The sequence below is a fragment of the Rahnella variigena genome, assembly GCF_003610915.1.
Lineage (GTDB): Bacteria > Pseudomonadota > Gammaproteobacteria > Enterobacterales > Enterobacteriaceae > Rahnella > Rahnella variigena.
Genome location: NZ_NSDJ01000001.1, coordinates 3,233,470 through 3,258,220, shown reverse-complemented (window position 1 = coordinate 3,258,220; position 24,751 = coordinate 3,233,470). Strand labels below are relative to the sequence as shown.

The following is a 24,751-nucleotide window of genomic DNA, read 5'->3' as shown; positions in this document are numbered from 1 at the left end:
AGTGGGTTTTAAACGCCAGAACGCTCAGTTTGAATACGCACCCTAAAGTTCTCATGAGCTAAAAATGAAGAAATACTTAAGCACGTACCGGTGACACAAACCTGATAAATTTCCTGATACCGTTTTTTTCTTCAGACGTTCTTCATTCACTGTTGATAACGTAACTATTGTGAAAATTCTCCTCATCGAAGACGACCTGGATCTCGGCAACGGCGTACGTATTGCCCTTGCAGATCAAGGATTAGATGTCATATGGGTTCGCCGCAAAGTGGATGCGCTGCATCAACTCGATGCCTGCGTGCCGGAACTTGTGTTGCTCGACCTCGGACTGCCCGACGGCGATGGCATGAGCCTGATGGCGTACTTGCGCCAGCAGCTCAAGGGGATCCCCGTCATCATTCTGACCGCGCGCGGCACTCTGCAGGATCGCCTGTGCGGGCTGGATGCCGGTGCCGACGACTATCTCGTCAAACCTTTTATTCTTGCCGAGTTATTGGCCAGGGTGAGAGCCCTTGCGCGACGCAGTTACGGTTTTGAGAATGAGGTGATAGAAATTCGTGGGTTATCTCTCCACGTGCCGACTCGTCGCGTGACAGTGAGCGCGCGGAATGTTGAGTTGACGGCAAGTGAATACGCGCTGCTTGAAACTTTAATGATGCGCACTGATCGCGTGCTTACACGAAGGTTTCTGGAAGAAAGGATATTCGGCGCAAAAGAAAATATGAGCAATGCACTCGATGTGCATATGGGTAATTTACGTCGCAAAATCGGCGACGGCTATGTACGAACGGTGAGGGGCGTAGGGTATGTCATTGATACTGTGCCGATTCAGAAAGGGGCTGGTTGATGCGAAATTTTTGGCGCCACCTGAGAACTCCAACGCTCGTACGGCGAATTATGATCGCCCAGATGCTACTGCTTACACTGCTTTGGTGTCTTTTTCTGACCTACATTTTGTGGGAGAACTTGCGTAGCCCCCCTATGCTAACGGGCAACAATACCTACGAAACCATTCTTACATTGGTTGATCGTATGGATGATCGCCCGCAGGATCGCAACGCGGTGCTGGAAAAGTTCAGCACCGCGTTGCGGGAAGGTTATGGCGGAGGTGAAGATCCGAAACTGTCAATCAGCCTAATCGTTCGGAAGAATAAAGAGATAATTTATTCATCTGATGGCGCTCCGGCAGGGGTGACAAACACCCTGTATGGGAAAATTCAGAGCATTCAGAGTGAAGGTCGCACCTGGACTAGCCGTACTCTCAAGTCCGGGAGATCCGATGCGGAGGTAACACTTGTCACGCCTGCCGGCGGCTGGAACTTTTTTATATACCTGAACTCGCGTGGATACTACATATTGCCGCTACTGGTGTGCATTCCTTTTCTTTTGTTTCCCGCGTGGCTGTCAATCCGTATTGCAATGCGCCCCTGGAACAAGGTGATAAATGAAATTTCCTTACGAACTTCAGAAGATCTCTCTCCCTTAAAAGAAGTGCCAAAGCACATGGAGCTTCGCCAAATGGTGGACGCTACTAATCTATTTCTCGCCAGGGTGCGAGAGAGTTCTGATAGGGAACGGGTTTTCATTGCAGATGCCGCTCACGAACTGCGTACCCCACTGGCTGCGATGCGAATCAATGTGGAGGCTTTGCAGTCCTATGTAAGCAGCGATAATCAACAGGAGTTACTTGCAGGGATTATTCGCAGCAACAGCCGTGCAGCGCGTCTTGTCAATCAGTTGCTGCTGATGATGCACAGCGAAGTGCGCATTGACACTGTTATGGAGCCTGTGCCGCTGACAACGCTCATACAAGAGCGAATGGCTGCACTGGCACCGCTGGCGGCTGAGCGCAGGATTGAGCTCGAATTCTACTCTGATGATGAAGTCTGGATCACAGGCGTCAGGGAACGCCTGATGTCGCTGATTGATAATTTAATTGAAAATGCCGTGAAGTACAGCCCTGAGGGCGGACGGGTTGAGGTAGATGTACGATCACTTGATAAATCTGCTCAGCTACGTGTTTCAGATGCAGGGCCCGGCATTCCATTTGAATTGAGGGAGCGCGTGTTCGATAGGTTTTTTCGCGATCCCAATCAGATACAAAGCGGGAGTGGACTGGGGCTTGCCATAGTCAAAGCGGTTGCGCAGCAACATAACAGCAGCGTATGCCTGAGTACGTCTGCAGAAGGTGGGCTCATGGTTACTGTTGACTTTCCAAACCACAAGTCCGCCTGAAAGAAAACATGATTTTGATACCAGCCCAGCGGAGGGCCTCTGTCAGAACAATGGAGTTGAAATTGAAATATTTGACGCTGTCTACACTATTATTTTCTATCTCAATCAGCGGGTGCGCCATAACCGTCAGCGAATTAAAAAGCAGTCAATCATCCTATGACGGCAGCTTCACGAGCAAGACGGAGCCCTCCGATACCTATCGAACCTTAAGACACATGGCAAGGCAGTGCCTGGAATATGAGGCATATTCAGGAAATCCGGTCATCGTATTAAGCGAGTTTGACGGTGAGCGCAATGAAGGTGAGATCAATCAAAAGCTCCTTGCGCAGGGACTGTTGATTAACAACACGCTAATTGAAATAGAAAGACATGATGGGGACAAAGCACAGGTCAGCCTATACACAACCAAGAACATCTTGAGTGTGGGCATCAGGTCGCCAAATATAAGTGATATCAAGCGCTGGGCTGACGGCGATAGAGCTTGCTAGAACGACACTCTCGTCAATACCGTGAAGCATCTCAGGCCATATGACTTAATCCCCCGTTGATTTACACACCGCGATTTAAGTAATGCCTTCATCAGTAATGAGAACAACTGCGAACGTCTGCTGTTCGCTCATGAGGGACAATCATACTTAAATCTCCCACATTGCAGGAGGTTTGAGCATGAACACGTCACCGTGGAACAAAGACCGTATCATCGGACAAAAAAGACCGCTTCAGATATCTCATATCTGGGGGATTCGAATTAGACTTAAACTGGAAGGCAAAACGCGCGATTTAGCCCTGTTCAACATGGCCTTAGACAGTAAACTCAGGGGCTGTGATCTGGTAAAACTCAAAGTATCAGATGTTGCATATGGCAGTTCTGTTTCGAGCAGAGCAACGGTGTTACAACAGAAAACCGGTAGCCCCGTCCAATTTGAGATAACCAAAGGGACAAGAGAAGCAGTTGCAGCGCTAATAAAGCTGGGTAATCTGCACAGTAAAGACTACTTGTTCCAATCTAGGGTCGGTTCTTGCCAACACATTTCAACCCGGCAATACAACCGTATTTTTCATGGATGGGTAGGAAAGCTTGGTCTAGAAGATTCGCTGTACAGCACACACTCCATGAGAAGAACAAAACCTTACCTGATATACAAGAAGACCAAGAATCTCCGGGTCATCCAACTTCTGTTAGGTCATAAGAAACTGGAAAGCACAGTGCGATATCTGGGCATTGAAGTCGATGATGCGTTAGAGATCTCTGAGTCGATTGAAGTCTAAGGTTGTCAGGGCTGCAACAGCAGCCCTGTGCCAGGCGCGGACATTTCACGATTCTGCTTATGTGGCCAAAATCGGTATTCCACTACACTTTATAGAATTTATATCAATAGGTAAGATAAAATGAAGGTTAATTGGAGTTTCATTCGGTTACACAGACTCACCGTTCAGTTCATGATGTACTCAGAAATTATCACTGTCAGAGTTCATGAAAAAAATACAGGTAAGGGATTATCAGATGCCGTCTCTATACACACTCAATGACCTACTCGGGTTGCTTGTTTTTTCCCGGAAATATCACTTTCTCCACAATGATCTGGACCGCCTGTTCATTGCATGGGCTGAAGACCAAATCACCGAAGGAAATGATTCAGAGACTCTTTTAATTCTCGCTTCACTGGGGCTTGATAACCAACCTGAGCGGACCGAGGTTGAATTATTTATCTCACGGTACATGGCAGAGCAGCGGATAGATCTGCCACCGCTAAAAACAGCAGCATTGGTCTGGATTAAGCTGTTTGTGCGTCAACTTTCCCAGTTTGCGTCCATCCATGATGCAGAACAGAAAATGTATTTTCTGGTGTGTCATTGGCTTGAACCTGACGTAAAGATTTTCGCTGCGGTCGTCGATACCCTGAAATCGCTATACTGGCATCTCTTTGATGAATGGGGGGGACCAGGCACAAGCGAAGCAGCAAGGATGGATGAGTCAGAATTCTTTGAGCTGATTAATCGTGCGATACTGCCCTATTCCCGTAAAATTGAGGCCCCAGATTGGCTGGATCTGCTTGTTCGGTAATTTTTCCCAGCATCCTGAAAGATGCATTTTCTGTGTGCATAATTCCATCAGATTTGACTTCCCTTTCGCATTTTACTTGAGTATATCTAGCAAGAATATCATCGTTCACCCGAGGAACCTTGGCATAAGATCGAACGTGATTTAACAGCCGCTCTGTGCCATAAGCGGACTTTGCAAACATCACTGTTTTATTAAGAAGGTAACGGGTCATAACATGTGGACTTCATTGACTGCGTTCCATCAACTCAAGCGTCTGACCATCGGGGCTTTGTAAATATATTACTCTGGTTCCCTGCATGGGTCCTGACAAGACTGTCTGAGGTTTCCCTGGCGTCTTCCAGCCATAGTCCGATACTTTGCTCAAGAGCGTATCAAGATCCTCGACTATAAACGCAAGGTGAGCGTAGCCAGGGATGTAGGGTGCTGAAGGCTCTTCTGGCTGTTCAATGTTATTGTATTGCAGTAATTCAATTTTAATACCAGCCAGTTCAAGCAAAGCCATTCGTACATCAGCTCCCCTTGCGCCTGTCACTTCATCAATAATAGGTCCAGACATTTTCCCTTCGCGTAATAACTCCCCTCCAAGAATATGAGTCCAGAAAAATAATGAGTCTTCAATATTTTTAACTGAAAAACCTACGTGATTAACACTTAAGATCATGAGATTACCTGCTGGGTTTTGAAAATTTAGCATCCAACTTTCTAAAATACCTGTTTTATTTCTTCACGATAAGTGCGATGGGATTTTTTCAGGAAAAAAAGCACAATTAAGTGCGGTCTGAAAAATATATTTACGATTCATCCACAGCGACAGCTGTACAGGTTACCTGCTCACTGTTGATAAATACGCGACTGCGTTACAAGCCTGTATCTATTGTAGGAAAACTGCGAATGACTATATCTCGCTCTTAGCAGACCTTCAGCGTGACGTGTTTGTCTGCTAAGTGCCAGGAACGGACGTTATGCTAAACATTGATGAGATGATTCGGTTGGAGCGTACGCTTAGCCAGTTTCTTTTGCAGAATGATAACGACGATGGGGAACCCTGATGCGGATATTGCACAAACCCCCAGCAACGTGTTCATATTTTGTGGTGCTATGGCGTGCCCAGGTAATAGAAAAGCGGACAGAAAAAATGCGACCGTTGTGATCAGGTACATTATTGATGACTGCAATGAAGAGAATCCCGCTCGCTGCCTGTCATCAGGAAACTGAATGCTCAACGCCGAGGAGGAAACCAGACGACTGTAAGATGCACCGAGAAATAAAATAATAAATAGCGCCGGATGCGAATAGCCCATAACAGGTATTAGCAAAGCGAGTAAAAAAACGAAAGTTGACCCTGTAGCCAGACTCACAGCAGAAAAATGCGGAGTTAACGCGCCTGTCATTTTTGTTGACAGGTATCCTGCAACGCCCCCGGCGAAAAATAGCCATGGCAGCAGGTATTGAGAGGCCCCCAGTTGCTGGGTCATTAATGGTACCAGAACAGGAATGACCAGCATCGGGCTAAACTGTACCAGCGCATTACTGGAAGCGAACAGTAAAGTATTAACGTCGATAGGCATTGCGTGGGGTGTGTCGAAAGAGACTGGATCCTTAGGGATGATGGAAACAATCAGTGGCAATGCCAACAAACACAGCGTACTGATTAACCACAAAGCGACATGCCAGCCGTAATGAGCACACACAAATAGTATCGTGGGCGTTCCGACAATGCTTACCATCGAAAAAGATGCAATGACCGTCGCCAACATTTTTCCTCGCAAGTTAGCCGGGGCGAGATTTATCAATATACTGATACCCACCCCCATTGTTGTGCCTCCTACCAGTCCTGCGCAGAATCGTAATGCAAGAAGAAGGCTAAAGCTGGAGGTAAATGTCGTCAAAAGTGTCAGTAGGCAGAGTAGTGCCATATTGGCGATTAAAAAACGTTTCTTATTAAAACGACCAATCCAGTAAAAGGCGATAATTCCCGACAGGACCGCCCCGGAGGTATACATGCCGGATACGTAGCCTGAGAATGATACGGGAACGGCGAAGTTTGCTGCCATAAAAGCAAAAACAGGGTTGAACATCATATATTCCAGTGCATTTGTGAACTGGATAAACGCTATGACAACCGCTATCCGGATGAGGGCTTTATGATTAAACGTTGGTGTGATCAATGACATAGCAAGCGACCTGTGGATGAAAGATATCTGAGTTTAACTGCTATCAATGTTGTTCAGTAGGTGGTAAAACTGGCACTTATTGTTATCATTTATGGGATAGTTGATGCGGCCAGTTCTTGATTTTAAAACCCTGAAAGTTTTCATTGCGGTGGTTGAAAGAGACAGTTTTGTTGGGGCATCTAAAGTCCTTGAAATGCCGACATCAAACGTGAGTCGTTGTATTTCTCAGTTAGAAGACAGACTGAATCTTCAGCTCATTGAGCGCAGCACCCGACATATGAAACTCACACAAGCGGGGCACCTGCTCTATACCCGGACGAAGCCATTACTGGAAGCGCTTGAACAAACTGAAACAGAATTAACGTTGCGGCAGATGCAGCTCAAGGGGCCACTACGTATCTGTATTCCCAATGAAATAGGTCCTGCACTGCTGGGTTCTGTGATTGCCGATTTCGCCTGCCAGCACCCGGATCTGGAAATTAGCTGTGTTACAAATTTGTCTGGTCTTGAATCCCTGCGAGACGATCTGGATTTAGCCATTATTGTGAGCCGTGGCCAACTGGATGACAGTGATTACATAGCCCGTCATCTGGTAACTATTCCTTGCACCATCGTTGCAGCCCCCTCCGTTATTCAGCGTTATGGCATCCCTTCTCGTATACAGCAATTTGAAACATTACCCTGTATTAGCACGGTAAATGCACTTAAAGGTGCTCCCTGGCAGTTTGTAAATAAAAAGGGGGGATTCGAGACGATTAAGGTTAAAGGCCATTACCGGGTAAACAGCGGAGAGATGGCAGGACGCGCAGCGGTAGCGGGTGCAGGTTTTGCTATTCTATCAAAACAGGCCTGCCAACCCTACATCGACGATGGACGGCTTATCGAGATTAAGTTTGAACAACCGCCAGCCCCACTTCAATTGTTCGCACTTTATTCAGACAGGCGTTATTTGCCCGCTAAAACACGAGCACTTATTGAATACATACATCAGAATTTGAGCAATACATCCTTAGCGACCTAAGGATACATTAAACAGCCACAGAGAGTCCCGGTGTTACAATGGTCTCTAAATGCGGAATGTCTGCTGTTCGCTCATAGCTGCCCGTCAACTTTGTGCCAAAAGGGGACATTTTCAAATCTCGCTCTATTCATAAATGGCTACCCATTCTTTAACCCTCAAAGACTGTATTTTTTCATTTTTATACTTGTTTTTAAGAAAACTGTTGACCATGGAGAACAATCGTTCTACCTTCATCTCATGAACAAGAAGCCAACAGATACCCGCGAAAAAATCCTGACTACTGCTGAGCAATTGATTTACAGGAATGGAATTCATGCCACAGGCATGGACCTTCTGGTCAAGACCTCAGGCGTAGCTAGGAAAAGTATTTATCGCTATTTCGCGAACAAGGATGACGTGGCAGCCGCCGCGTTGAAAGAACGTGATGAACGCTGGATGAACTGGTTCAGAACTGAATCTGATAAAGGTGATACTCCTCAGAAGCGCATTTTGAATATGTTCAGTGTGCTCAGGGGCTGGTTTGATTCAGAAGGCTTTCGTGGTTGTGCTTTTATAAATACAGCCGGAGAAGTTGGTGATCATAACGACCCCATTCGTCAGATAGCAAAGCTGCATAAACAAAAATTGCTGGATTACACGCTCGATCTCACGGAGCAATTAAACATTGAGCAACCTGTCGTTCTGGCCAAACAGTTGCTGATTCTGATAGAGGGCGCAATCACCATATCCTATGTGATGGGCGATAGCAGCGCCGCCGACAGTGCAAGGGAAGTTGCGGAACGTTTGCTGGAACAGGTCTCTCCTTAGGTCTGAGTAACAAAACTGTTTCTATTTATAGTTCCAATTTTACGGGAGGTTTTACCATGTCCGATACACACATTCGCCAGCCACTTCCACCTTTCACTCACGAATCGGCGACTGAGAAAGTTCGGCTCGCTGAAGATGGCTGGAACAGCCGCGATGCCGAAAAAGTATCGCTGGCGTACTCACTGGAGACCAAATGGCGGAATCGAACAGAGTTTGCAAATAATCGTGAAGAAGCCAAAGAATTCCTCACACGTAAGTGGAACAAAGAACTTGAGTATCGTCTCATTAAAGAGTTGTGGACGTTCGGTAGCAACCGCATTGCTGTTCGATACGCTTATGAATGGCGTGACGACTCAGGTAATTGGTTTCGTTCTTACGGGAATGAAAACTGGGAATTTGAAGCAGATGGCCTGATGCACCGTCGCTTCGCCTGTATCAATGACATGCCTATCAAAGAAGGTGACCGCAAGTTTCACTGGCCCCTGGGGCGTCGCCCAGATGACCATCCGGGGCTGTCGGAGTTAGGTCTGTAAATTTGACGGTTATCTCGCCAGAAGCGGACCTGCAGGGTTTTTAGATGGCCACCTCAAGAAGTGGCCAACTTTTATCGACCACTTCACTAATGATCCAGATAGAGGTAGTGCATCCAACTGGTCATACGCAGCAGTACTTTACGCATCACTGAAACATGGGCGAAATGGTCCGAGTACACGGCCACTTGTGCGTAAATACCATCAGGCAAAACGTCAATTTCATTGTTTGGCGCCAGTTCAATGATGGCAATCACGCTGTCGCTGCCCGCGACGTTACTCAGTGACTGAAGGGCACCCTGAGCCTGATATGCCCCTCCTGGTACTACGGGAAGAATACTGGTTAATTTTCCAGAAAATACTTGCCCTGGGAGTGCGTTGAATACAACTTCAGCCTCATCGCCAGCCTCCAGTCGTAGCAGCGAGTTTTGTCTGAACTGAGCTATGATTTGCCTTTTTTGCTGAGGAATAAATATCATTACCGGGCGCAGGGGAAGGGAAGCCGCATATGTTCCAGGTCGAATCAATACCTGAGTTACATAACCGTTACTCGGGGCTCGAACGACGGTTTGCTCAAGATTATATTTAGCTTCTGCTAGCTGAGCTCTGATACTCACTATTTGCGATTGCTCCCCGTTCAGCACACTGTCTAACTGACTTCGAATCTGTGACTGCTCGGCAACCGATCCTTTCACAAGCGCATCCTGAGCCAGGTAGTTTTGCCGGGCATTATCAATGTCGCTTTCAGAAAAAGGGTTTACACGCGCTTTGCTCCCGGTAAGGTAACGTTGGTAGTCTTTATATAAACGATCGCGTTCGGCACTGACACGCGATGTATTAGCGATAGCGCCCTCTAATTGTCCCTTGAGTACTTGATTATTGTGAATAGCCGTCACCAGATCAGCTTGTAATTTATCAACACGAGCCTGGAATCGGGATGGGTCGATCCTGAAAAGAAGGTCTCCTTTTTTCATTAACGTATTTTGTTTATTGGTTACCTCACTAACAATCCCCGTTACCTGAGGAGTAATAGGAATTGAAATAACCGCTTTTTGCGCCAAATCTGTATAGGGATGGTTGTAATTCATCAATAAAATGAGCGCGCCAATTAAAAAAACGCCACCTAAGGCCGCAGTGGGTATTGTCCATTTATTTACCGGTATTTTGAAAATCTTAAATATTGCCCACGCAAAGGCGACATAAGTCAGGATAATGAGTAAATCCATCGTGTTACTCCAATGGAGGAATGTTGGTGTTTACCAGTTTTTGTTCTAATTCCGTGACCCGTTGCTGCAACTGGGTCAGCGAAGCTTCCTGAGTTTGCATGCCCCATCCGCGTTCGGGACGATACAATGTGGCCCATATCCATAAAAACGGCCAAATAACATGTAGCGTAAATAAACTCACCCAGCCTGCCACGTGGATAGCATCAGCATGAGGATGATTTCTGGATTTGGCAATGAGATAGGGAATATCATGAAGAATAATAATCCCATAGAAGATAATGAGGAAGACTACAATAAGGACACCCAACGCAAAATAATTCAGGAACATAGCGGCCTGGAACCTCAATAAGTGGTGTTGAGTAAATAATAGACGTTAAATAACATTGCCGCCTTTTTTTTCTGCGCATTAATACACTATACTGAATGTTGACAGAGTACTTAAATTTAAATTCATGAAATTAATGCCGTTTTATTAAAGATGGACTGCTTTTCATAGTGCTTTCTCAGAACTCATTTGAAGAAAAAACATTTAATATAACTATATTCCACCAGCAAAGGGTTTTAAGGGAGCCAAGTATGGTGATGCGGTTCGCAATTTATCAGTTCAAAATGGTCATCTTATTAATACTATTACTGGTAAACGCGAAGACTTTTTCCGCCGGTGGGGACCTCATCAAGAAACGGGCCGATGCGGTTCTTTCACTGATGACCTATACGGTGGTGCCTGATATCACCGCCAGCGACCTCAATATCCGCAATACATCCAACGAGAGTACGGCGCTCACTCTTACCCAGATCGGTGGCGGAGCTACGTTGAGTGAAACGGTCCCCATCTATCTGGAAGGAGTTCTGGGATATAGCCGATACGATCCGCAGTTCGTTGTCTCCAATGGCAGCGAGAGTCGTAATATCCCGGTCAAATGGAACAGCGTGACTGCCACCGGGGGCATTGGCTGGGACATCAGGCTACTCAAAGATAAATTGGGGGGTAACCTGGTATTACGCCCGATCGCTAACTTTTCGTTAGGTACCGTGGCGAGCGATTTACGCATCGGCGCCCGGGCGCTTGAACGCCAAAGCGGCGGTGAGTACGACTTCCTCGACGGTGGACGCCTCAATGCCTACGGGTTGGGCGGAGCACTGATGCTTGACTACGAACTGTTCTCTAAGACCCAGGATATTGACCTGGAATTACGCTATTCCTATCAGCATTTGCAAAGTTTCGCCAATAGCCCGGACGTTGTCAGCGGCAACGCCGACGCGGAAAATATCGGGCTATATCTGCGCCGTAGAGCGCCAATAGCCGACTGGACGCTATTGGGTAAACCAGTACGGTATGTAATGGAAGGTGCACGCACAGAATACCTTGGAAATCAACGAGGTCAGTTAGGTTTTGATAGCTTAAATTCGTTAGGTCTGGGGCTGGAACTCGACAGCAGCAAGTATGATATTGTGATCAGCCGTACACGCGTGGTCGCACGCTACATGTTCGGAAATAACACCTCGGGTTACGGTATCGGCATGGCAATCAGTTTTTGATTGCGCAACCTGGCCGGTGGCGATTTCAGGGCATCGGGACAAGAGGTAGACTTTTTAAGTATTCGGTTGTCAATTTAAACTTTCTACATACTATTTTTTCTTATAACCATTGCGGTGCCGGAAATTATATTCGGGGTATTTGCTGAGGCTAAACGTAGATATCACCACCTTTATCATCCGCTTTTCTCCGCCAGTCAGTCTGTTTTGATTATACACATCCATGAATAGTCATTTTCATTTTCCACTATTTTTCAATAAACCGCGCAGGACTACAGTAAGTCCATGCCGCAAACGCGGCTCACCGAAACTCCACTGATATTGAGGAATGAAAATGAGCAAATTACTGAGCGGAAAAATTGCACTGGTTACCGGCGGCACCAGCGGTATTGGTCTGGCAAGCGCAAAAGAACTGGCTGAGCAGGGCGCACAGGTACCGCTGGGGCGACTGGGTGAACCAGAAGAAATCGGTAAAGTGGTGGCGTTTCTGGCTTCCGATTCCGCCAGCTTTATCAACGGCACTGAGCTGTTTGTAGACGGCGGTATGGCGCAGGTGTGATGCGCGATTAATACCAGGATAAAAAAAACCGGCCAGCGGTAATCCACTGGCCGGTTGTGCTTTTTCAGAAAGCCTATCAGAACATCAATACCATCCACGGATAGGCAATCAGCATCATGCCGCCGAGGAAGATAGCACCGAAGATGGTGCCAAGACGCCAGTAGTCTTTGGTTGGCAGATAGCCGCTGCCGTAGTAAATCGGACTCGGGCCGGTGCCGTACGGGGTGATGATCCCCATCACGCCCAGCGATGTCACCATCATCAGGCAGTAAACCGGCATGTTGATGCCCGGAATAGCCGCCGCAATAGTCAGCATTGCCGGTAACAGCGCGGTGGTGTGTGCCGTGGTGCTGGCGAATAAATAGTGCAGCAGGAAGAACGCAATCAACAGCATGACGGCCGCCACCTGCGGGTCGAATCCGTCGAGCAGTTGTCCGCCTTCTTTACCCAGCCAGGCAATAAATCCGACGCGGGCCAGACCATCCGCCAGTGCCACCAGCGTTGCAAACCATGCAAAAGTGTTCCAGGCCGGTTTGTTGCTGGTGATGTCGTTCCAGTTCAGCACGCCGGTCCACAGCATCAGCACCACAACCAGCAGCGCAGCCATGGCAGGTTCAATCCACGACGCGGCAAAAATCCACATCAGCAGGGCAGAACAGACGAAGATCAGCAGCAGGATTTCGTTGCGTGACAGCTTACCCAGTTTGTCGAGTTCGCTTTTCGCCCAGCGCGGTACCTCATCATTGATCTTCACTTCCGGCGGATAGAACCAGTAGGCCAGCAGCGGCATGGTCAGGATCAACAGCACGCCCAGCGGCAGGAATGCCAGGAACCACATGCCCCAGGAGATGGTAAAGCCGGTGATGCTTTTGACTAACGCCAGCGCCAGCAGGTTCGGCGCAAGTGCAGAAAGAAACATCGAGCTGGTGATACACGCGGCGGTAATCGCCACCCACATCAGATAAGAACCGATTTTACGCGCACTCGGGTCATTGGGCTTGGAGCCGTATAACGGTGGCAGGTTGGCGATGATCGGGTAAATCGTCCCGCCGCTGCGCGCGGTGTTGGACGGCGTAAAGGGCGCCAGCAACAGGTCCGCAAAGGTAATGGCATAACCTAACGTCAGGCTGCGGCGACCAAGGTATTTCACCAGGATCAGCGCCAGACGGCGGCCAAACTGCGTTTTGTCATACCCTGCGGCAAACATAAACGCACCAAAAATCAGCCAGACCGTTGAGTTACCGAAGCCGCTCACCGCCCATTTGAAGGCTTCAGTTGGCATCTTAAATTTAGGGTTGGCGATTTCTTCCGGACTGAATAACAGCCACTGGCTGAACAGGGCGATGACGACAACACCGGTCAGGCCAATTACCGCGCCCGGCAGGGGTTCGAAGATCAACCCGACAATCACGCCGACGAAGATGGCGAAGAAGTGCCATGCATAAGGTTCAAGCCCCGCAGGCACTGGCGTCAGCAGTAACAGCACTGCCACCAGCACCGGCAGGAATAGCATAATCAGATGTTTTTTTTGACTCGCGGCAGGCGGTGCGGCCTTGGCGGGATCATTCAGCGTGGATGTGGGTTTCATAAATTTTATCTGCCCGTAATTGAGAGTGAGCCTGACGCCCCGGTTATCGTGTTCTGGTTCAACGAACCCTTTATTATGCTTTATCAGAAATGTGTTAAGCGGTACGTAATGATGATGCAGCCTTTGTGACGCAATTAAGACGTTACTATTATTCTTAGGATAAATGACACGCGCCATTCACTAATATTTAAATGAATGTCATTACAAAAGTTGTGGTTATTTATTTCCTGAAAGAGTCCGCTTATGTGAATGTAGAGTAAATTTGAGTAAACGCCAACGTTCCATCCAACTTGCTGATTTTGCAGGTGAGATTTTTTATGTTAATCTAAAGTTGATTTTTGTCAACTCATCATTAACACTTGAAGGTGGTATTGGTTTTCATGTCGGGTAAATAAACAACTCCTGCTTCCAGCACGTTTATAACGCCAATTTCATCGCCTGATGCAAATAAATTAGCCAACAGATTTCTATATTCGCCTGCTTCGTATTGCTTAATTAATCGGTAGTTTTCTAACGGTAGGTAATGCGGCCACGGAAAAATTCAAGACTTACATATTTCGGAGTTGATCATAATGAATAAGCTGACCCCGGTACTAAATCCGCTCACGCTTCCTAACGGTGCGGTACTGAAAAACCGTCTGCTGATGGCACCCATGACCACCTGTACCGGCTTTTATGACGGTACCGTCACCAGTGAACTGGTGGAATATTACCGCGACCGTGCTGGCAGCATCGGCACCATCATCGTCGAATGTTGCTTCATAGATCGTATGGGTCCGGCGTTCCCCGGCGCTATCGCTATCGACAGCGACAACAAAATTTCCGGTTTGAAGAAAATTGCCGATGCCATTAAATCCAAAGGCTCGAAAGCGATTTTGCAGATCTACCACGGCGGCAGAATGGTGGAGCCGGAACTGATCGGCGGCCGTACGCCTGTCGCGCCAAGTGCTATCGCTGCTCCGCGTGAAGGCGCAACCCAGCCGAAAGAACTGACCGGTGAAGAAGTAGAAACCATGATCACCAAGTTTGGTGATGCCGTTAACCGTGCGATCAAAGCAGGCTTCGACGGCGTGGAAATCCACGGCGCTAACACCTATCTGATCCAGCAATTCTATTCGCCGAACTCCAACCAGCGCACCGACCAATGGGGCGGTGACCGCGACAAACGCGCCCGTTTCCCGCTGGAAGTCCTGGAAATCACCCATAAGATGGCAGAACGTTTCGCCGACAACTCTTTCATTATCGGCTACCGTTTCTCGCCGGAAGAGCTGGAAGTGCCGGGCATCCGCTTCGACGACACGATGTATCTGCTGGAAAAACTCGCCGCGCGCGGGCTGGACTACGTGCATTTCTCTGTCGGTCAGCTGCTGCGTCCTTCCATCGTCGATACGCAGGATCCGACCCCGCTGATCACCAAATTCCGCGCCATGCGTTCTGAAACGCTGGCCAAAGTGCCGGTAATTGGCGTCGGCGGCGTGATTAACAAAGCCGATGCCGAGAAAGGGCTGGAATACGGCTTTGATCTGATTGCTGTCGGTAAAGCCTGTATCGCCTATCCGGACTGGGCCGATCGCATCATTAACAACGATCATCTCGAGCTGTTTATCGACAGCCACAAACGCGAAGAACTGAATATCCCTGAACCGCTGTGGCGCTTCTCACTGGTTGACGCCATGATCCGCGACACCAGTGTTACCGGCCGTAAATACAAAGCGGGCGTTTATCAGGAGAAAGTCGAAGCCGAAGCGCTGAAGCTGAAAATCAGCGTTACGCTCGACACCGACCGTATTACCGACATTGCACTGGTCAAAGACGATTCGCTGGACGTCGATTTCACCACCACGTTCGAGAGCCTGCGTACCCGTATGCTGGTCGCCAACAGTCCGCACGTTGATGCGATCACCGGCGCGACCACGCAAAGTGAGGCGCTGAAAAAAGCCGTTTCCCGCGCACTGGCGACCTCCAGCAAAGAACATGTGATTGAAGAAGGCGGCAATCCGCAGGCGCCGCAAAACTTCGACGTTGTGGTCATCGGCAGCGGTGGCGCAGGTCTGGCAGCGGCGATTCAGGCGCATGACGAAGGTGCGCATGTGGTGATTATCGAGAAAATGCCGACCATCGGCGGCAACACGATTAAAGCCTCAGTCGGGATGAACGCAGCAGAAACGCGCTTCCAGAAAATGAAAGGTATCGAAGACAGTAAAGAGCTGTTTTATGACGAAACGCTGAAAGGCGGCAAGTTCAAAAACAACCCGGTCTTGCTGCGTGAGTTTGTGGAGCTGGCACCGGAAGCCGTCGAATGGCTGGCAGCGAAAGAAATTGAACTGAATGACATCACCATCACTGGCGGGATGAGCATCGACCGTACGCACCGTCCGGCGGATCGTTCAGCGGTAGGTGGCTTCCTGATCAGCGGTCTGGTGAAAAACATCAACAAGCGCGAAATTGAAGTGCTGCTGGAAACCTCGGTCGCGGAAATTTTGTCTGATAACGGCGTAGTGACTGGCGTGAAAGTGGTGGATGAGTATAACGACAGCCGCATTCTGAATGCGAAAAGCGTGATTGTCGCCACCGGTGGTTTCAGTGCTAACCGCGAGATGGTGGTGAAATATCGCCCTGAACTCGATGGTTTTGTGACGACCAACCACCCTGGCGCGACCGGCAGCGGTATCGCCATGCTGCAAAAACTGGGCGCAGACACCGTGGATATGGGTGAAATTCAGATCCACCCGACGGTTGAGCAAACCACGTCCTATCTGATTTCCGAAGCTATCCGTGGCGGCGGCGCGATCCTGGTCAGTCAGGCTGGAAAGCGTTTCTACAACGAGATGGAAACCCGCGACAAAGTGTCTGCTGAAATTATCGCCTTACCAGAGAAAAGCGCGTGGGTTATTTTCGACGAACAGGTGCGGTCGAATAATAAAGCAGCCGATGAATATATCGCCAAAGGCTTTGTGATCAGCGCACCAACGCCGGAAGAACTGGCGGTGAAACTGAATATGGATCCTCAGACACTTTCTGAAACCCTGCTGCGCTACAACCTGTTTGTGGTGGAGAAAAAGGATGAAGACTTTGGCCGTACCACCGCGCTGCGTCATCCGCTCAATCAGGGACCGTTCTTTGCCATCCGCATCGCGCCGGGCGTGCATCACACCATGGGCGGTGTGACCATCAGTCCGGATACCGCTGTGCTTGATGCGCAAAAACAGGTGATCACCGGTGCCTGGGCCGCAGGTGAAGTGGTCGGCGGTATTCACGGCGCAAACCGCATCGGTGGTAACGCTGTCGCCGACATCATTATCTTCGGCATTCTCGCCGGTAAGAATGCGGCGGCGCTGGCGAGACAATAATCGTCAGAATGTGAAAGGCTATAAATGCGAAAACCCACGTACGAGCGTGGGTTTTTTTATAGACAAGGGATGCTTCAGCCAAATGTCTCACGCACGGCCTGAATAAAACTGCGGATTTTCACAGTTTGCCTTAATCCTGCCGGTGTCAGCACATGCATAGGTCGTGAAGGCCCGTCGTAATCCGGTAACACCTGCACCAGTCGTCCCGCCCTGATTTCTTCACGCAGCACATCTTCCGGCCCCAGCGTGACGCCATATCCGCTGACGGCGGCGTGCAGCAGTGCCCGCCAGTCATTGGAGCGCAGACGGCCTGCCGGCTGGATTTCCTGCATTTTCCCGTCCTGGTAAAATTGCCAGCGGCAGGGTGCCTGTGGCGACCAGATACCGTAAACCAGACAGGAATGGGCGGCGAGATCCGCCGGTGTTTCAGGCACACCATTTTGCATGAGATAACCGGGGGAGGCGCAGGCAATCAGCCTGTACGGTCGCAGCGGATAGGCAATCATCTGGCTGTCGCTGAGTTCACCAATTCGCAGGATCACTTCGTAACCTTCTTCAACCGGATCGACCATCCGGTCACTGAGCGTCAGCTCGACCTGCGTTTCAGGGTACTGCGCCAGATACTGCGTAATGAAAGGTGCCAGCGAGGACGTGCCAAAAGTCACCGGCGCATTCACGCGCAACGTGCCGGAGGGCGTGACTTTCATTTCCAGCGCGATGGCATCAGCAGCCTCGGCCTCAGAAAGCACGATCTTACAGCGTTCATAATAGCTGCGCCCGATGTCTGTCAGGTGCTGACGCCGCGTCGTGCGGTTAATCAGCGCCGTCCCCAGCCGGGATTCGAGGCGCGCGATATGTTTCGCCACCATCTGCGGCGAAATGCGTAATACTTCTGCCGCCGCCGCGAAAGAGCCCAGATCGGCAGTTCTGACGAACACATTCATGCTGGTTAAACGATCCACGATTGCCTCTTATTTGTTGTTTGTTTATGTCTGCGAAGGCGATTTATCAATAATGAGTGTGGAATTATTCTTACCCTATCGACAACAAAATGAAAGGTGAGAATCATGAAAATAGGCATTATTGGTGCAGGATTTGTGGGCAGGGCGGTGGCTAAACTGGCAATCAAGGCCGGACATCAGGTTATGCTCAGTAATTCACGCGGCCCTCAGACGCTGTTCAGCCTGAAGCCGATGATCGGCTGTGAAATCGGTAACGCGGCAGACGCCGCTTCTTTTGGCGATATTGTGCTGATAGCCGTGCCACTGACGGCTATCGGGCAACTGCCGGTGGCCGAAATCGGCGGAAAACCGGTAATTGATGCAGTGAATTATTACCCTGAACGCGACGGGCAGATTGCTGAACTTGATGATCAGACGACGACTACCAGCGAATATCTTGCAGGTTTTCTGCCACATTCCAAAATCACAAAAGCGTTCAATGCGATTCAGATGACGGATCTCGAAAGCGACGGTTTGCCTGCTGGCGCCCCGCAACGTCGCGCGTTGCCCGTCGCTGGTGATGATGCGGAAACGAAAAAGGCAGTGATGGCGCTGTATGACGCCTTTGGTTTTAACGCTGTTGACGTCGGCGCACTTTCAGAAGGCTGGCGCTTCCAGAAAGGCATGCCGGCTTATTGTGTGCGGATGACGGAGAATGAATTAAAGGCATCGCTGGAAGGGGCGGTAAGACCGGAACCCGCAGGAAGATAAAAACAGGGCTTTACCTTGCTCGTCCCGCCTGGAAGGGGGACGAGTTGATCGCGCGGTCAGTTGTCAGCAACGGCGACAACCCGTGTGGTCAGCGCAATCCCGGCGCTGATCAGCGTAAATAACGCGATGATCCACGCCATCGTCCACGGCGTGCCATCACCCGCCAGCGCCAGTAATAATGAAGAAATAATCCCGCTGCCGTATTGCAACGAACCCATCAGTGCAGACGCTGAACCGGCAACATTCGGTACGGCGTCCAGCGCGGCCGCCGCCGATGTTGCCGCTATCACGCCGTTCATTGAGAAGAAGATAAACACCGTCACGACGATCAGAACCACACCGCCTGTGTGCATTCTTACGCCCAATGCCAGTACCAGTGCGGCGAGTGCGGCAACAGTTACGGCGCATTTTAGCAAAGTCTCCAGCGGGTAACGATGCACCAGCCGGCGGTTGACCACGCTTACTGCCATCAGTCCGACAATATTGACCGCGAACAGCCAGCCGTAATGTTGTGGATCGACGCCGAAATAGCTGATGTAAACAAAAGGTGAGCCGGTGATAAATGCGTAAGCGGCGATGTAATAGAACGTCAGGCACAGCGTAAAACGCATATACTGCGCATTGGACAGCAGGGTGTAATAGTTGCGAAACGCGCCCGCTAACGAGGCTTTTTCACGTTTTTCTTCCGGCAAGGTTTCCGGCAACCAGATTAAAGAGATCAGCATCAGGGTGCCGATCGCCGTCAGCAACCAGAATATGCTGTGCCATGACGTTATTTTTATCATCTGCCCGCCCAGCAGCGGACCGGCGATTGGCGCGATAGCCATGATGATCATCAGCGTTGAAAGCATCTGTGCGGCACGAGTCCGGCTGAACAAATCACGGATCATTGCCCGCCCAAGCATCGGGCCAGTACAGGCACCGAGTGCCTGGAAGACCCGCCAGAAAACAATTTGTCCGATATTTTCTGACAGCGCGCAACCGACTGAACCGACAATAAACAGCACCATTCCGGCGAACAGCGGCAGGCGACGACCGAAGTGATCGCTGACCGGCCCCCAGATCAGCTGGGCAATACAAAAACCGATTAAAAAGCCGGTGATGGTCAGTTCCGCATCACCGTGTAAATCTTTTGCCATTACGGGCATCGCAGGTAAATAAATGTCGGTTGATAAGGACGTAAATGCCATTAACGCGCTGAGGATGAGGATAAAACTAAGGCCCGTTGTGTTGCGCGCAGCGCCCGGAGTCTGCGACTGAGAATCAATCATGATTTTTCTTATGAAGATAATGAAGAAAAGCGATGTTACCGGTAAATGGGCGGGGAATAATCAGGTGTAAAGGCATAAACGTTATGAATAAAATTCATGAATATACTTACTGTATTTATATAAAAATATTTTATTCTTTTACAGACATGAAAACTGTGTCGTGAGAAAAAATTTCTGTTCAATATTATTGTCGTGCAGTGACTTCGAAGACGCCCCCCTTTGACTCTGCCTTCTTGAACGTCAGCGATGGTATTCATCAACGAAATATCAGTGTGAAAAATATCTGGCTAGTGAATTAAATTGGTTAGTGACTCTACTTAAAGCGAATAAAAAGAGAGTGCCGCTTTACTCTCTTAAAGTGTATAATCACATTTTTATTTAGTGCGGAACTCTAGAAATAATGCATTTTGAAACAAAAAGAGACATCCTCAACGCGCATATTAAAATAATATTTGACTCACTTATTCCCTATTCAACGAAACTGTCAGTGATGGATGGTAGTGATTTTTTTTATACTGATGAGCAAAATATTTCATTTGTCTATTTAGTGAAGTCTGGACATTTTCTCGTCAAAGACCTCTCTGCGGGAATGAGCATTAAAACGGTATCAGCACCTTATATTTTTGGTATGGCACAAGTGTTATATCCGGAACAAATGGGTCTTTTGGCCATTGAGCATATTTCAGATGGTGTGATTTATCGGTTAGAAAGTCAGCGGGCCATTGAAATAATTTCCAAAAAACAATGCTGGAGTTCTCTGGCGCATTTTCTGGCATTTCAGGTCGGTTTCCTGTCCAGCCGGTACTATGATATTTCGCATAGAAGTAGCTATCTGGTGATTAAGTCATTATTGCTCGAAATGAACAATGAGCCTGATGAAATAATCCAAAATTACAGTATTGAAAAATATATCTCAGAAAGATGTTACCTTGGCAGAAGTGGAATAATGAAGATTCTCTCTGATTTGCGTAAGGGCGGATATATTGAAATAAAAAGAGGAAGGTTGATAAAAATAAATAAACTCCCTGAAAAATACTGATGACTTATGAGGGAGTCACCGATGACTCCCTCATAAACGTATTAATCGTAGCGTATATTAAATGTCGCTTTACCATTGGCTTTACCCGCAACCACGTTATCCATTATCTGGTAGTATTCAACACTGAATAATAACGAGGTTGTCCCCATCACGTCTGATGTGAAGGGGATATCTTTCCTCAACTCAACTGGCTGACTGTTATGTTTGATTCTTAGACTGATCCCTTCGGCACTGCCTGAGGTTTTATCTAATGCAATCAGTCCATTGGAAGGCTTTGCTTCCGGCTCTGTGCCGTCAAATACAATACTGTATTGCATTTGGGCATCACAATTGAGATCAATTCTGAAATTTCGCTCGCCTACGCTGCTACCCGGCCCTTTAAAATCTTTAACATCAAAGCGCCCTAAATCAACGTGAATATTTTCATCGGAAAGTGTACACGCAGAGGGCGCGATTATGGTACTGCCAATATTAATGTGAGTAATATCACTCCCGCCGTCAGTCATTAATTTAGCATAACGCCCTGCGGATAAAACGCCTGCCGTTGTTTTTCGGTCATTAGTTTTAATCAACTCAAGTTTGTATTGTGTATTGACCGGAATATCACGTTGGCAAATCGTATTGTTACATTTTAAATCAAGATCCCAGGGGAATGGGTGTTCAGTTAATGATAAACGATATCCAACCCCCGGAATATTTGTACTGTAAATATTGTTTTTTAATAAATTCCCCAGATTAATCCTGGCGTTTATTTTCCCGCCCCCCTGACAGTTGAGTATCTTACTGGTTCCGCCACTGGAAGGGTCCGTCAATACCTGTTCATAAAGCACGTAACCCGCCGGACGATTGTGCGGGATCACGATATGTCCTGGTGTAAATGTTAATTCCCGCGCTTGCTCAGTCGATGTGCATTGTGCATGGCCTTGTGCAGAAAAAAAGAAAAGAAAAAATACCCCTGTAGTCGTGAGGAATTGTGACCTTTTAGTCACTGGCTTTCTTGCTGTTCCTGGCTGTAACATTATTTATCTCCTAAACACATAATCCATTAACTTCTACCATTGAGAATTTTTTTACTTTACTGTCTTTGGGAAGATCGGGAAGTTCAAACGCTGCCTTACATTGCTCATCCTCTTCATCTCCCCATTTTACGGTCACGATTCCTTTTTTTGGCATACCAATTAAATACACCAAGCCATTATCCGCAACAATACTATTGCTACTGTTTTCACCTGCTGTTGCTGTCGCGCCGAAAGGAATTTCATGATTGTCAGGGCGCGATAATGTCATTAATACACGCTCTCCTGTTCGGACATTAAAGTCAGCTAAAACTAATGCACCATCCGTAGGGATGACATTATTCATCGTTGTGGCAATCTCTAAATTACTTCCCAGAGAATCAGTGTCGAGCCCAATTGCGTTGACACGGTAGGGCTGTATATTTGGCACGACGGCATATCCCCGGCTGTCGGTTTTAATTCCGACACCATTTGTAATCGAAATATTTTCCTGGTCAGGTATTCTGACTAATGCAATAGGCGCATCGGAAGATAATGGCTGGGAGAGTGTTACACCATAAGGATGTGCCAGTATTGCCCCCCGGATACCATAACTTAAGCGTCGGTTTGATAAAGACTCGCTGTAATTGCTGGTCAGTTCAGCAGATGCTCCTTTATAGACCGCATTAATGCTGCCGCCATCACTATCGTTTCCCACAGTGGAATTGATACCATAATTCAGGTTGTTGTCTTCAAGAAGGGTGCCATTGATTCCTGCCGTCTGGGTAATGTGGTTGGAACTGTCTGATGTCATGGAATATGTTGCCCAGGTTTGCGGCAATAAACTTTCTAAAGGTACCTGTAGATTTAAGGCGAGTTGTTTATCCGGCTTGCCGTTTTCGCTCTGTGTATAGTTATAGTTAATGCTTAGCGTCGTAGCCCCATAGCTACCGCTATAGGAAACAGAAAAATAATTATCGGGTTCCTGATCCCAATAGTTTTGTCTGTATGCATAGACTGAAATGGAACCATAATCTTTCAGAGGTTGGCTGAAACTTACTTCATAGCGGTTATGTTTTTGGTCAGATGAAGAATTTGAATCATTACTGATAATATCCAGCGCATCTTCAAAAGAGTAATAGTCTTTATCCGGGAAAAGGATAGCAGATAAATTAATTTGTGTTCCCGTGCTGTTAAGAGATTTCGCATACTTTAAACGGTATGACTCTCCTGAAAAAACTTTACCGTCAGTGCGCGTTTCAGAATGTGTTGCATCAACAGACACAGAACCGAAAGACCCCAATCCGAGGCCATAGCCAAGCTGTTGCGCTGTATATTTTTCGCTGTTGGTTATGCCACCGTATACGGTCATGTCATGTGGCAAGCCATAAAGCCCGGTAATTAAAGCAACATTTGGATCTTGAGACGAACCACTGTCATTGTTATATTTACCCGCCATCACTTCGTATTTCAGATGTCCTTCCCGCTGCATGACAGGGACTGAACCGAAACTTTGCGTAAATTTGCGTTCACTACCGTCAGCTTCCTTAACGGTGACGTCAAGGTCTCCACCTCCCGTACTGGGAAATAAATCAGTGATCTCAAACGGACCCGCGGGGACATAGGCCTGATAAACCACATAGCCACCCTGACTGACTGTGACCTGAGCATTTGCGGTATTCGCTATGCCGCGAATAACAGGCGCAAAGCCACTTTCTCTGCTTGACATCATTCTGTCTTCCGAGGCAATTTCCACCCCGCGGAAGGCTAAACTATCAAAAACATCACTTTGGGTTGAATCGTCACCCAGTGTTAATTTACCTTTTATTTTTGCAATATCCTTTTGCAGGTAAGTATTGATATTATTCCATTTATCGCCACTGGAATTATGACTCCAGGTTGTGTAATTTCTTAATCGCCATGCTCCAAGATTTACACCATTACGTAAATTAAGGTACTGATCACCTTCTTCAGAACCGATATTTTTATCATGGGTTTGAGCACCGCTAAAGTCATAGCTGGTAAAAACAGTTGTCAGCCCCTGACTCCATTGTTCGGGATCAATGTAATCGGAAGGGATATTTTTCATTAAGATTTGTGGGATATTAATCATAACGCGTTGTTGTTTGAAATTAAACTTAGCGTATGCTCCTTCAATTTTCTTATCAAGATCTACAATGATGCTGTCGTCTTTAGTGTCTGCAAATGCAGGAATTTCATCAATTTTAACACCTGCTTTACGGTATTGGCTCAATGGGATCTCTGGTTCTAATTCTCCTTTTTCATTCTCTACAAAATTAATTTCATGTTGTCCGATGCTTTGTTCATTTATGTATATTTCGACGTGATATATACCAGGTAACTGTTTACCCGGCGTATTGAATCGAGACAGGTCTACCTGCTGTTCACCTTCTGGGCCATCTAATTCGAGTGCGCTTGCGTCATAATATTTTTCTGCGCTTAAGGCTAACGTCGGGTTCAGGATGATCAATAATTCAGCACACGTTATGCAGGCTATTTTACTCCAGGAATATTTTGGCCTTTTTGCGGCTTTTAGGTAGAAAAATTTTGACATGATCAATCCTTTAATCTTACAGCTGCGCCTTCCTGCGATATGAATAAAAAGGGAGCAATTCTGACGTC

At 47.8% G+C, this 24,751-nt stretch carries 22 protein-coding genes; 13 read left to right on the top strand and 9 right to left on the bottom strand.

What is annotated here, in order from left to right; all coding sequences use genetic code 11:
- Nucleotides 1-169 precede the first annotated feature (169 nt).
- The 5 genes from CKQ54_RS15070 (at nt 170) to CKQ54_RS15050 (ending at nt 4,300) form a co-directional block, all read left to right on the top strand.
- Nucleotides 170-847 carry a response regulator gene (locus tag CKQ54_RS15070; protein ID WP_120162488.1) on the top strand — a complete coding sequence of 226 codons (678 nt, stop codon included), beginning with the start codon at nt 170-172 and terminating at the stop codon, nt 845-847.
- The gene (locus CKQ54_RS15065) at nt 847-2,235 is read left to right on the top strand and encodes a sensor histidine kinase (RefSeq protein ID WP_120162489.1); all 1,389 of its coding nucleotides are present in this window, start codon (nt 847-849) and stop codon (nt 2,233-2,235) included. The genes CKQ54_RS15070 and CKQ54_RS15065 overlap by 1 nt, the downstream gene beginning before the upstream one ends.
- Before the next feature lie 50 nt (nt 2,236-2,285).
- Nucleotides 2,286-2,723 carry a hypothetical protein gene (locus tag CKQ54_RS15060; protein ID WP_183065295.1) on the top strand — a complete coding sequence of 146 codons (438 nt, stop codon included), beginning with the start codon at nt 2,286-2,288 and terminating at the stop codon, nt 2,721-2,723.
- 178 nt (nt 2,724-2,901) lie between these two features.
- A complete protein-coding gene (locus CKQ54_RS15055) occupies nt 2,902-3,504 on the top strand; it encodes a site-specific integrase (RefSeq protein ID WP_120162491.1) in 603 nt (200 codons plus the stop codon).
- Between the two features lie 235 nt (nt 3,505-3,739).
- Nucleotides 3,740-4,300 carry a hypothetical protein gene (locus CKQ54_RS15050; RefSeq protein ID WP_120162573.1) on the top strand — a complete coding sequence of 187 codons (561 nt, stop codon included), beginning with the start codon at nt 3,740-3,742 and terminating at the stop codon, nt 4,298-4,300.
- Nucleotides 4,301-4,523: 223 nt separating this feature from the next.
- Here CKQ54_RS15050 and CKQ54_RS15040 read toward each other — a convergent pair whose 3' ends face one another.
- Nucleotides 4,524-4,961 carry a VOC family protein gene (locus CKQ54_RS15040; protein ID WP_120162492.1) on the bottom strand — a complete coding sequence of 146 codons (438 nt, stop codon included), beginning with the start codon at nt 4,959-4,961 and terminating at the stop codon, nt 4,524-4,526.
- A 304-nt stretch (nt 4,962-5,265) separates the two neighbouring features.
- The gene (locus tag CKQ54_RS15035) at nt 5,266-6,474 is read right to left on the bottom strand and encodes an MFS transporter (protein ID WP_120162493.1); all 1,209 of its coding nucleotides are present in this window, start codon (nt 6,472-6,474) and stop codon (nt 5,266-5,268) included.
- Nucleotides 6,475-6,577: 103 nt separating this feature from the next.
- On the opposite strand from CKQ54_RS15035, the gene CKQ54_RS15030 reads away from it, so the two are divergent.
- The 3 genes from CKQ54_RS15030 to CKQ54_RS15020 all read left to right on the top strand — a co-directional run bounded on the left by CKQ54_RS15030 (nt 6,578) and on the right by CKQ54_RS15020 (nt 8,835).
- Entirely contained in the window at nt 6,578-7,495 is a 918-nt protein-coding gene (locus CKQ54_RS15030) for a LysR family transcriptional regulator (protein WP_120162494.1), read from the top strand.
- A 237-nt stretch (nt 7,496-7,732) separates the two neighbouring features.
- Nucleotides 7,733-8,302: a TetR/AcrR family transcriptional regulator gene (locus CKQ54_RS15025; protein ID WP_120162575.1), complete on the top strand. Its 570-nt coding sequence runs from the start codon at nt 7,733-7,735 to the stop codon at nt 8,300-8,302.
- Between the two features lie 56 nt (nt 8,303-8,358).
- Nucleotides 8,359-8,835, top strand: coding sequence for a nuclear transport factor 2 family protein (locus tag CKQ54_RS15020; RefSeq protein ID WP_120162495.1), 477 nt, complete (start codon nt 8,359-8,361; stop codon nt 8,833-8,835).
- An 86-nt stretch (nt 8,836-8,921) separates the two neighbouring features.
- On the opposite strand, the gene CKQ54_RS15015 is transcribed toward CKQ54_RS15020, so the two are convergent.
- Nucleotides 8,922-10,058, bottom strand: a complete 1,137-nt coding sequence (locus CKQ54_RS15015; protein ID WP_120162496.1) for an HlyD family secretion protein — start codon at nt 10,056-10,058, stop codon at nt 8,922-8,924.
- A gap of 4 nt (nt 10,059-10,062) precedes the next feature.
- Complete coding sequence (locus tag CKQ54_RS15010; RefSeq protein ID WP_120162497.1) at nt 10,063-10,386, bottom strand: DUF3302 domain-containing protein; 324 nt, start codon at nt 10,384-10,386, stop codon at nt 10,063-10,065.
- Between the two features lie 248 nt (nt 10,387-10,634).
- On the opposite strand from CKQ54_RS15010, the gene CKQ54_RS15005 reads away from it, so the two are divergent.
- Both CKQ54_RS15005 and CKQ54_RS25535 read left to right on the top strand, forming a co-directional pair.
- Nucleotides 10,635-11,597, top strand: coding sequence for a hypothetical protein (locus tag CKQ54_RS15005; RefSeq protein WP_244220217.1), 963 nt, complete (start codon nt 10,635-10,637; stop codon nt 11,595-11,597).
- Between the two features lie 325 nt (nt 11,598-11,922).
- Nucleotides 11,923-12,153 (top strand): SDR family oxidoreductase, encoded by a 231-nt coding sequence (locus CKQ54_RS25535; protein ID WP_120162498.1) that lies wholly within the window; start codon nt 11,923-11,925, stop codon nt 12,151-12,153.
- A 76-nt stretch (nt 12,154-12,229) separates the two neighbouring features.
- Here the strand turns inward: CKQ54_RS25535 and CKQ54_RS14995 are convergent, their stop codons facing one another.
- Nucleotides 12,230-13,741 carry an anion permease gene (locus CKQ54_RS14995; protein ID WP_120162499.1) on the bottom strand — a complete coding sequence of 504 codons (1,512 nt, stop codon included), beginning with the start codon at nt 13,739-13,741 and terminating at the stop codon, nt 12,230-12,232.
- A 572-nt stretch (nt 13,742-14,313) separates the two neighbouring features.
- Here CKQ54_RS14995 and CKQ54_RS14990 point away from each other — a divergent pair.
- On the top strand, nt 14,314-17,091 hold the full coding sequence (locus tag CKQ54_RS14990; RefSeq protein ID WP_120162500.1) for a flavocytochrome c: 2,778 nt from the start codon (nt 14,314-14,316) through the stop codon (nt 17,089-17,091).
- Between the two features lie 74 nt (nt 17,092-17,165).
- Here the strand turns inward: CKQ54_RS14990 and CKQ54_RS14985 are convergent, their stop codons facing one another.
- Complete coding sequence (locus tag CKQ54_RS14985) at nt 17,166-18,053, bottom strand: LysR family transcriptional regulator (RefSeq protein ID WP_120162501.1); 888 nt, start codon at nt 18,051-18,053, stop codon at nt 17,166-17,168.
- Nucleotides 18,054-18,158: 105 nt separating this feature from the next.
- On the opposite strand from CKQ54_RS14985, the gene CKQ54_RS14980 reads away from it, so the two are divergent.
- A complete protein-coding gene (locus CKQ54_RS14980) occupies nt 18,159-18,803 on the top strand; it encodes an NADPH-dependent F420 reductase (RefSeq protein ID WP_120162502.1) in 645 nt (214 codons plus the stop codon).
- A 56-nt stretch (nt 18,804-18,859) separates the two neighbouring features.
- Here CKQ54_RS14980 and CKQ54_RS14975 read toward each other — a convergent pair whose 3' ends face one another.
- Nucleotides 18,860-20,074 (bottom strand): multidrug effflux MFS transporter, encoded by a 1,215-nt coding sequence (locus tag CKQ54_RS14975; protein ID WP_120162503.1) that lies wholly within the window; start codon nt 20,072-20,074, stop codon nt 18,860-18,862.
- Between the two features lie 400 nt (nt 20,075-20,474).
- Between CKQ54_RS14975 and CKQ54_RS14970 the strand changes: the two genes are divergently transcribed.
- Nucleotides 20,475-21,113, top strand: coding sequence for a winged helix-turn-helix transcriptional regulator (locus CKQ54_RS14970; RefSeq protein WP_120162504.1), 639 nt, complete (start codon nt 20,475-20,477; stop codon nt 21,111-21,113).
- A 41-nt stretch (nt 21,114-21,154) separates the two neighbouring features.
- On the opposite strand, the gene CKQ54_RS14965 is transcribed toward CKQ54_RS14970, so the two are convergent.
- Nucleotides 21,155-22,132 (bottom strand): fimbrial protein, encoded by a 978-nt coding sequence (locus tag CKQ54_RS14965; protein WP_120162505.1) that lies wholly within the window; start codon nt 22,130-22,132, stop codon nt 21,155-21,157.
- A 10-nt stretch (nt 22,133-22,142) separates the two neighbouring features.
- On the bottom strand, nt 22,143-24,683 hold the full coding sequence (locus CKQ54_RS14960) for a fimbria/pilus outer membrane usher protein (RefSeq protein ID WP_120162506.1): 2,541 nt from the start codon (nt 24,681-24,683) through the stop codon (nt 22,143-22,145).
- Between the last annotated feature and the right edge of the window lie 68 nt (nt 24,684-24,751).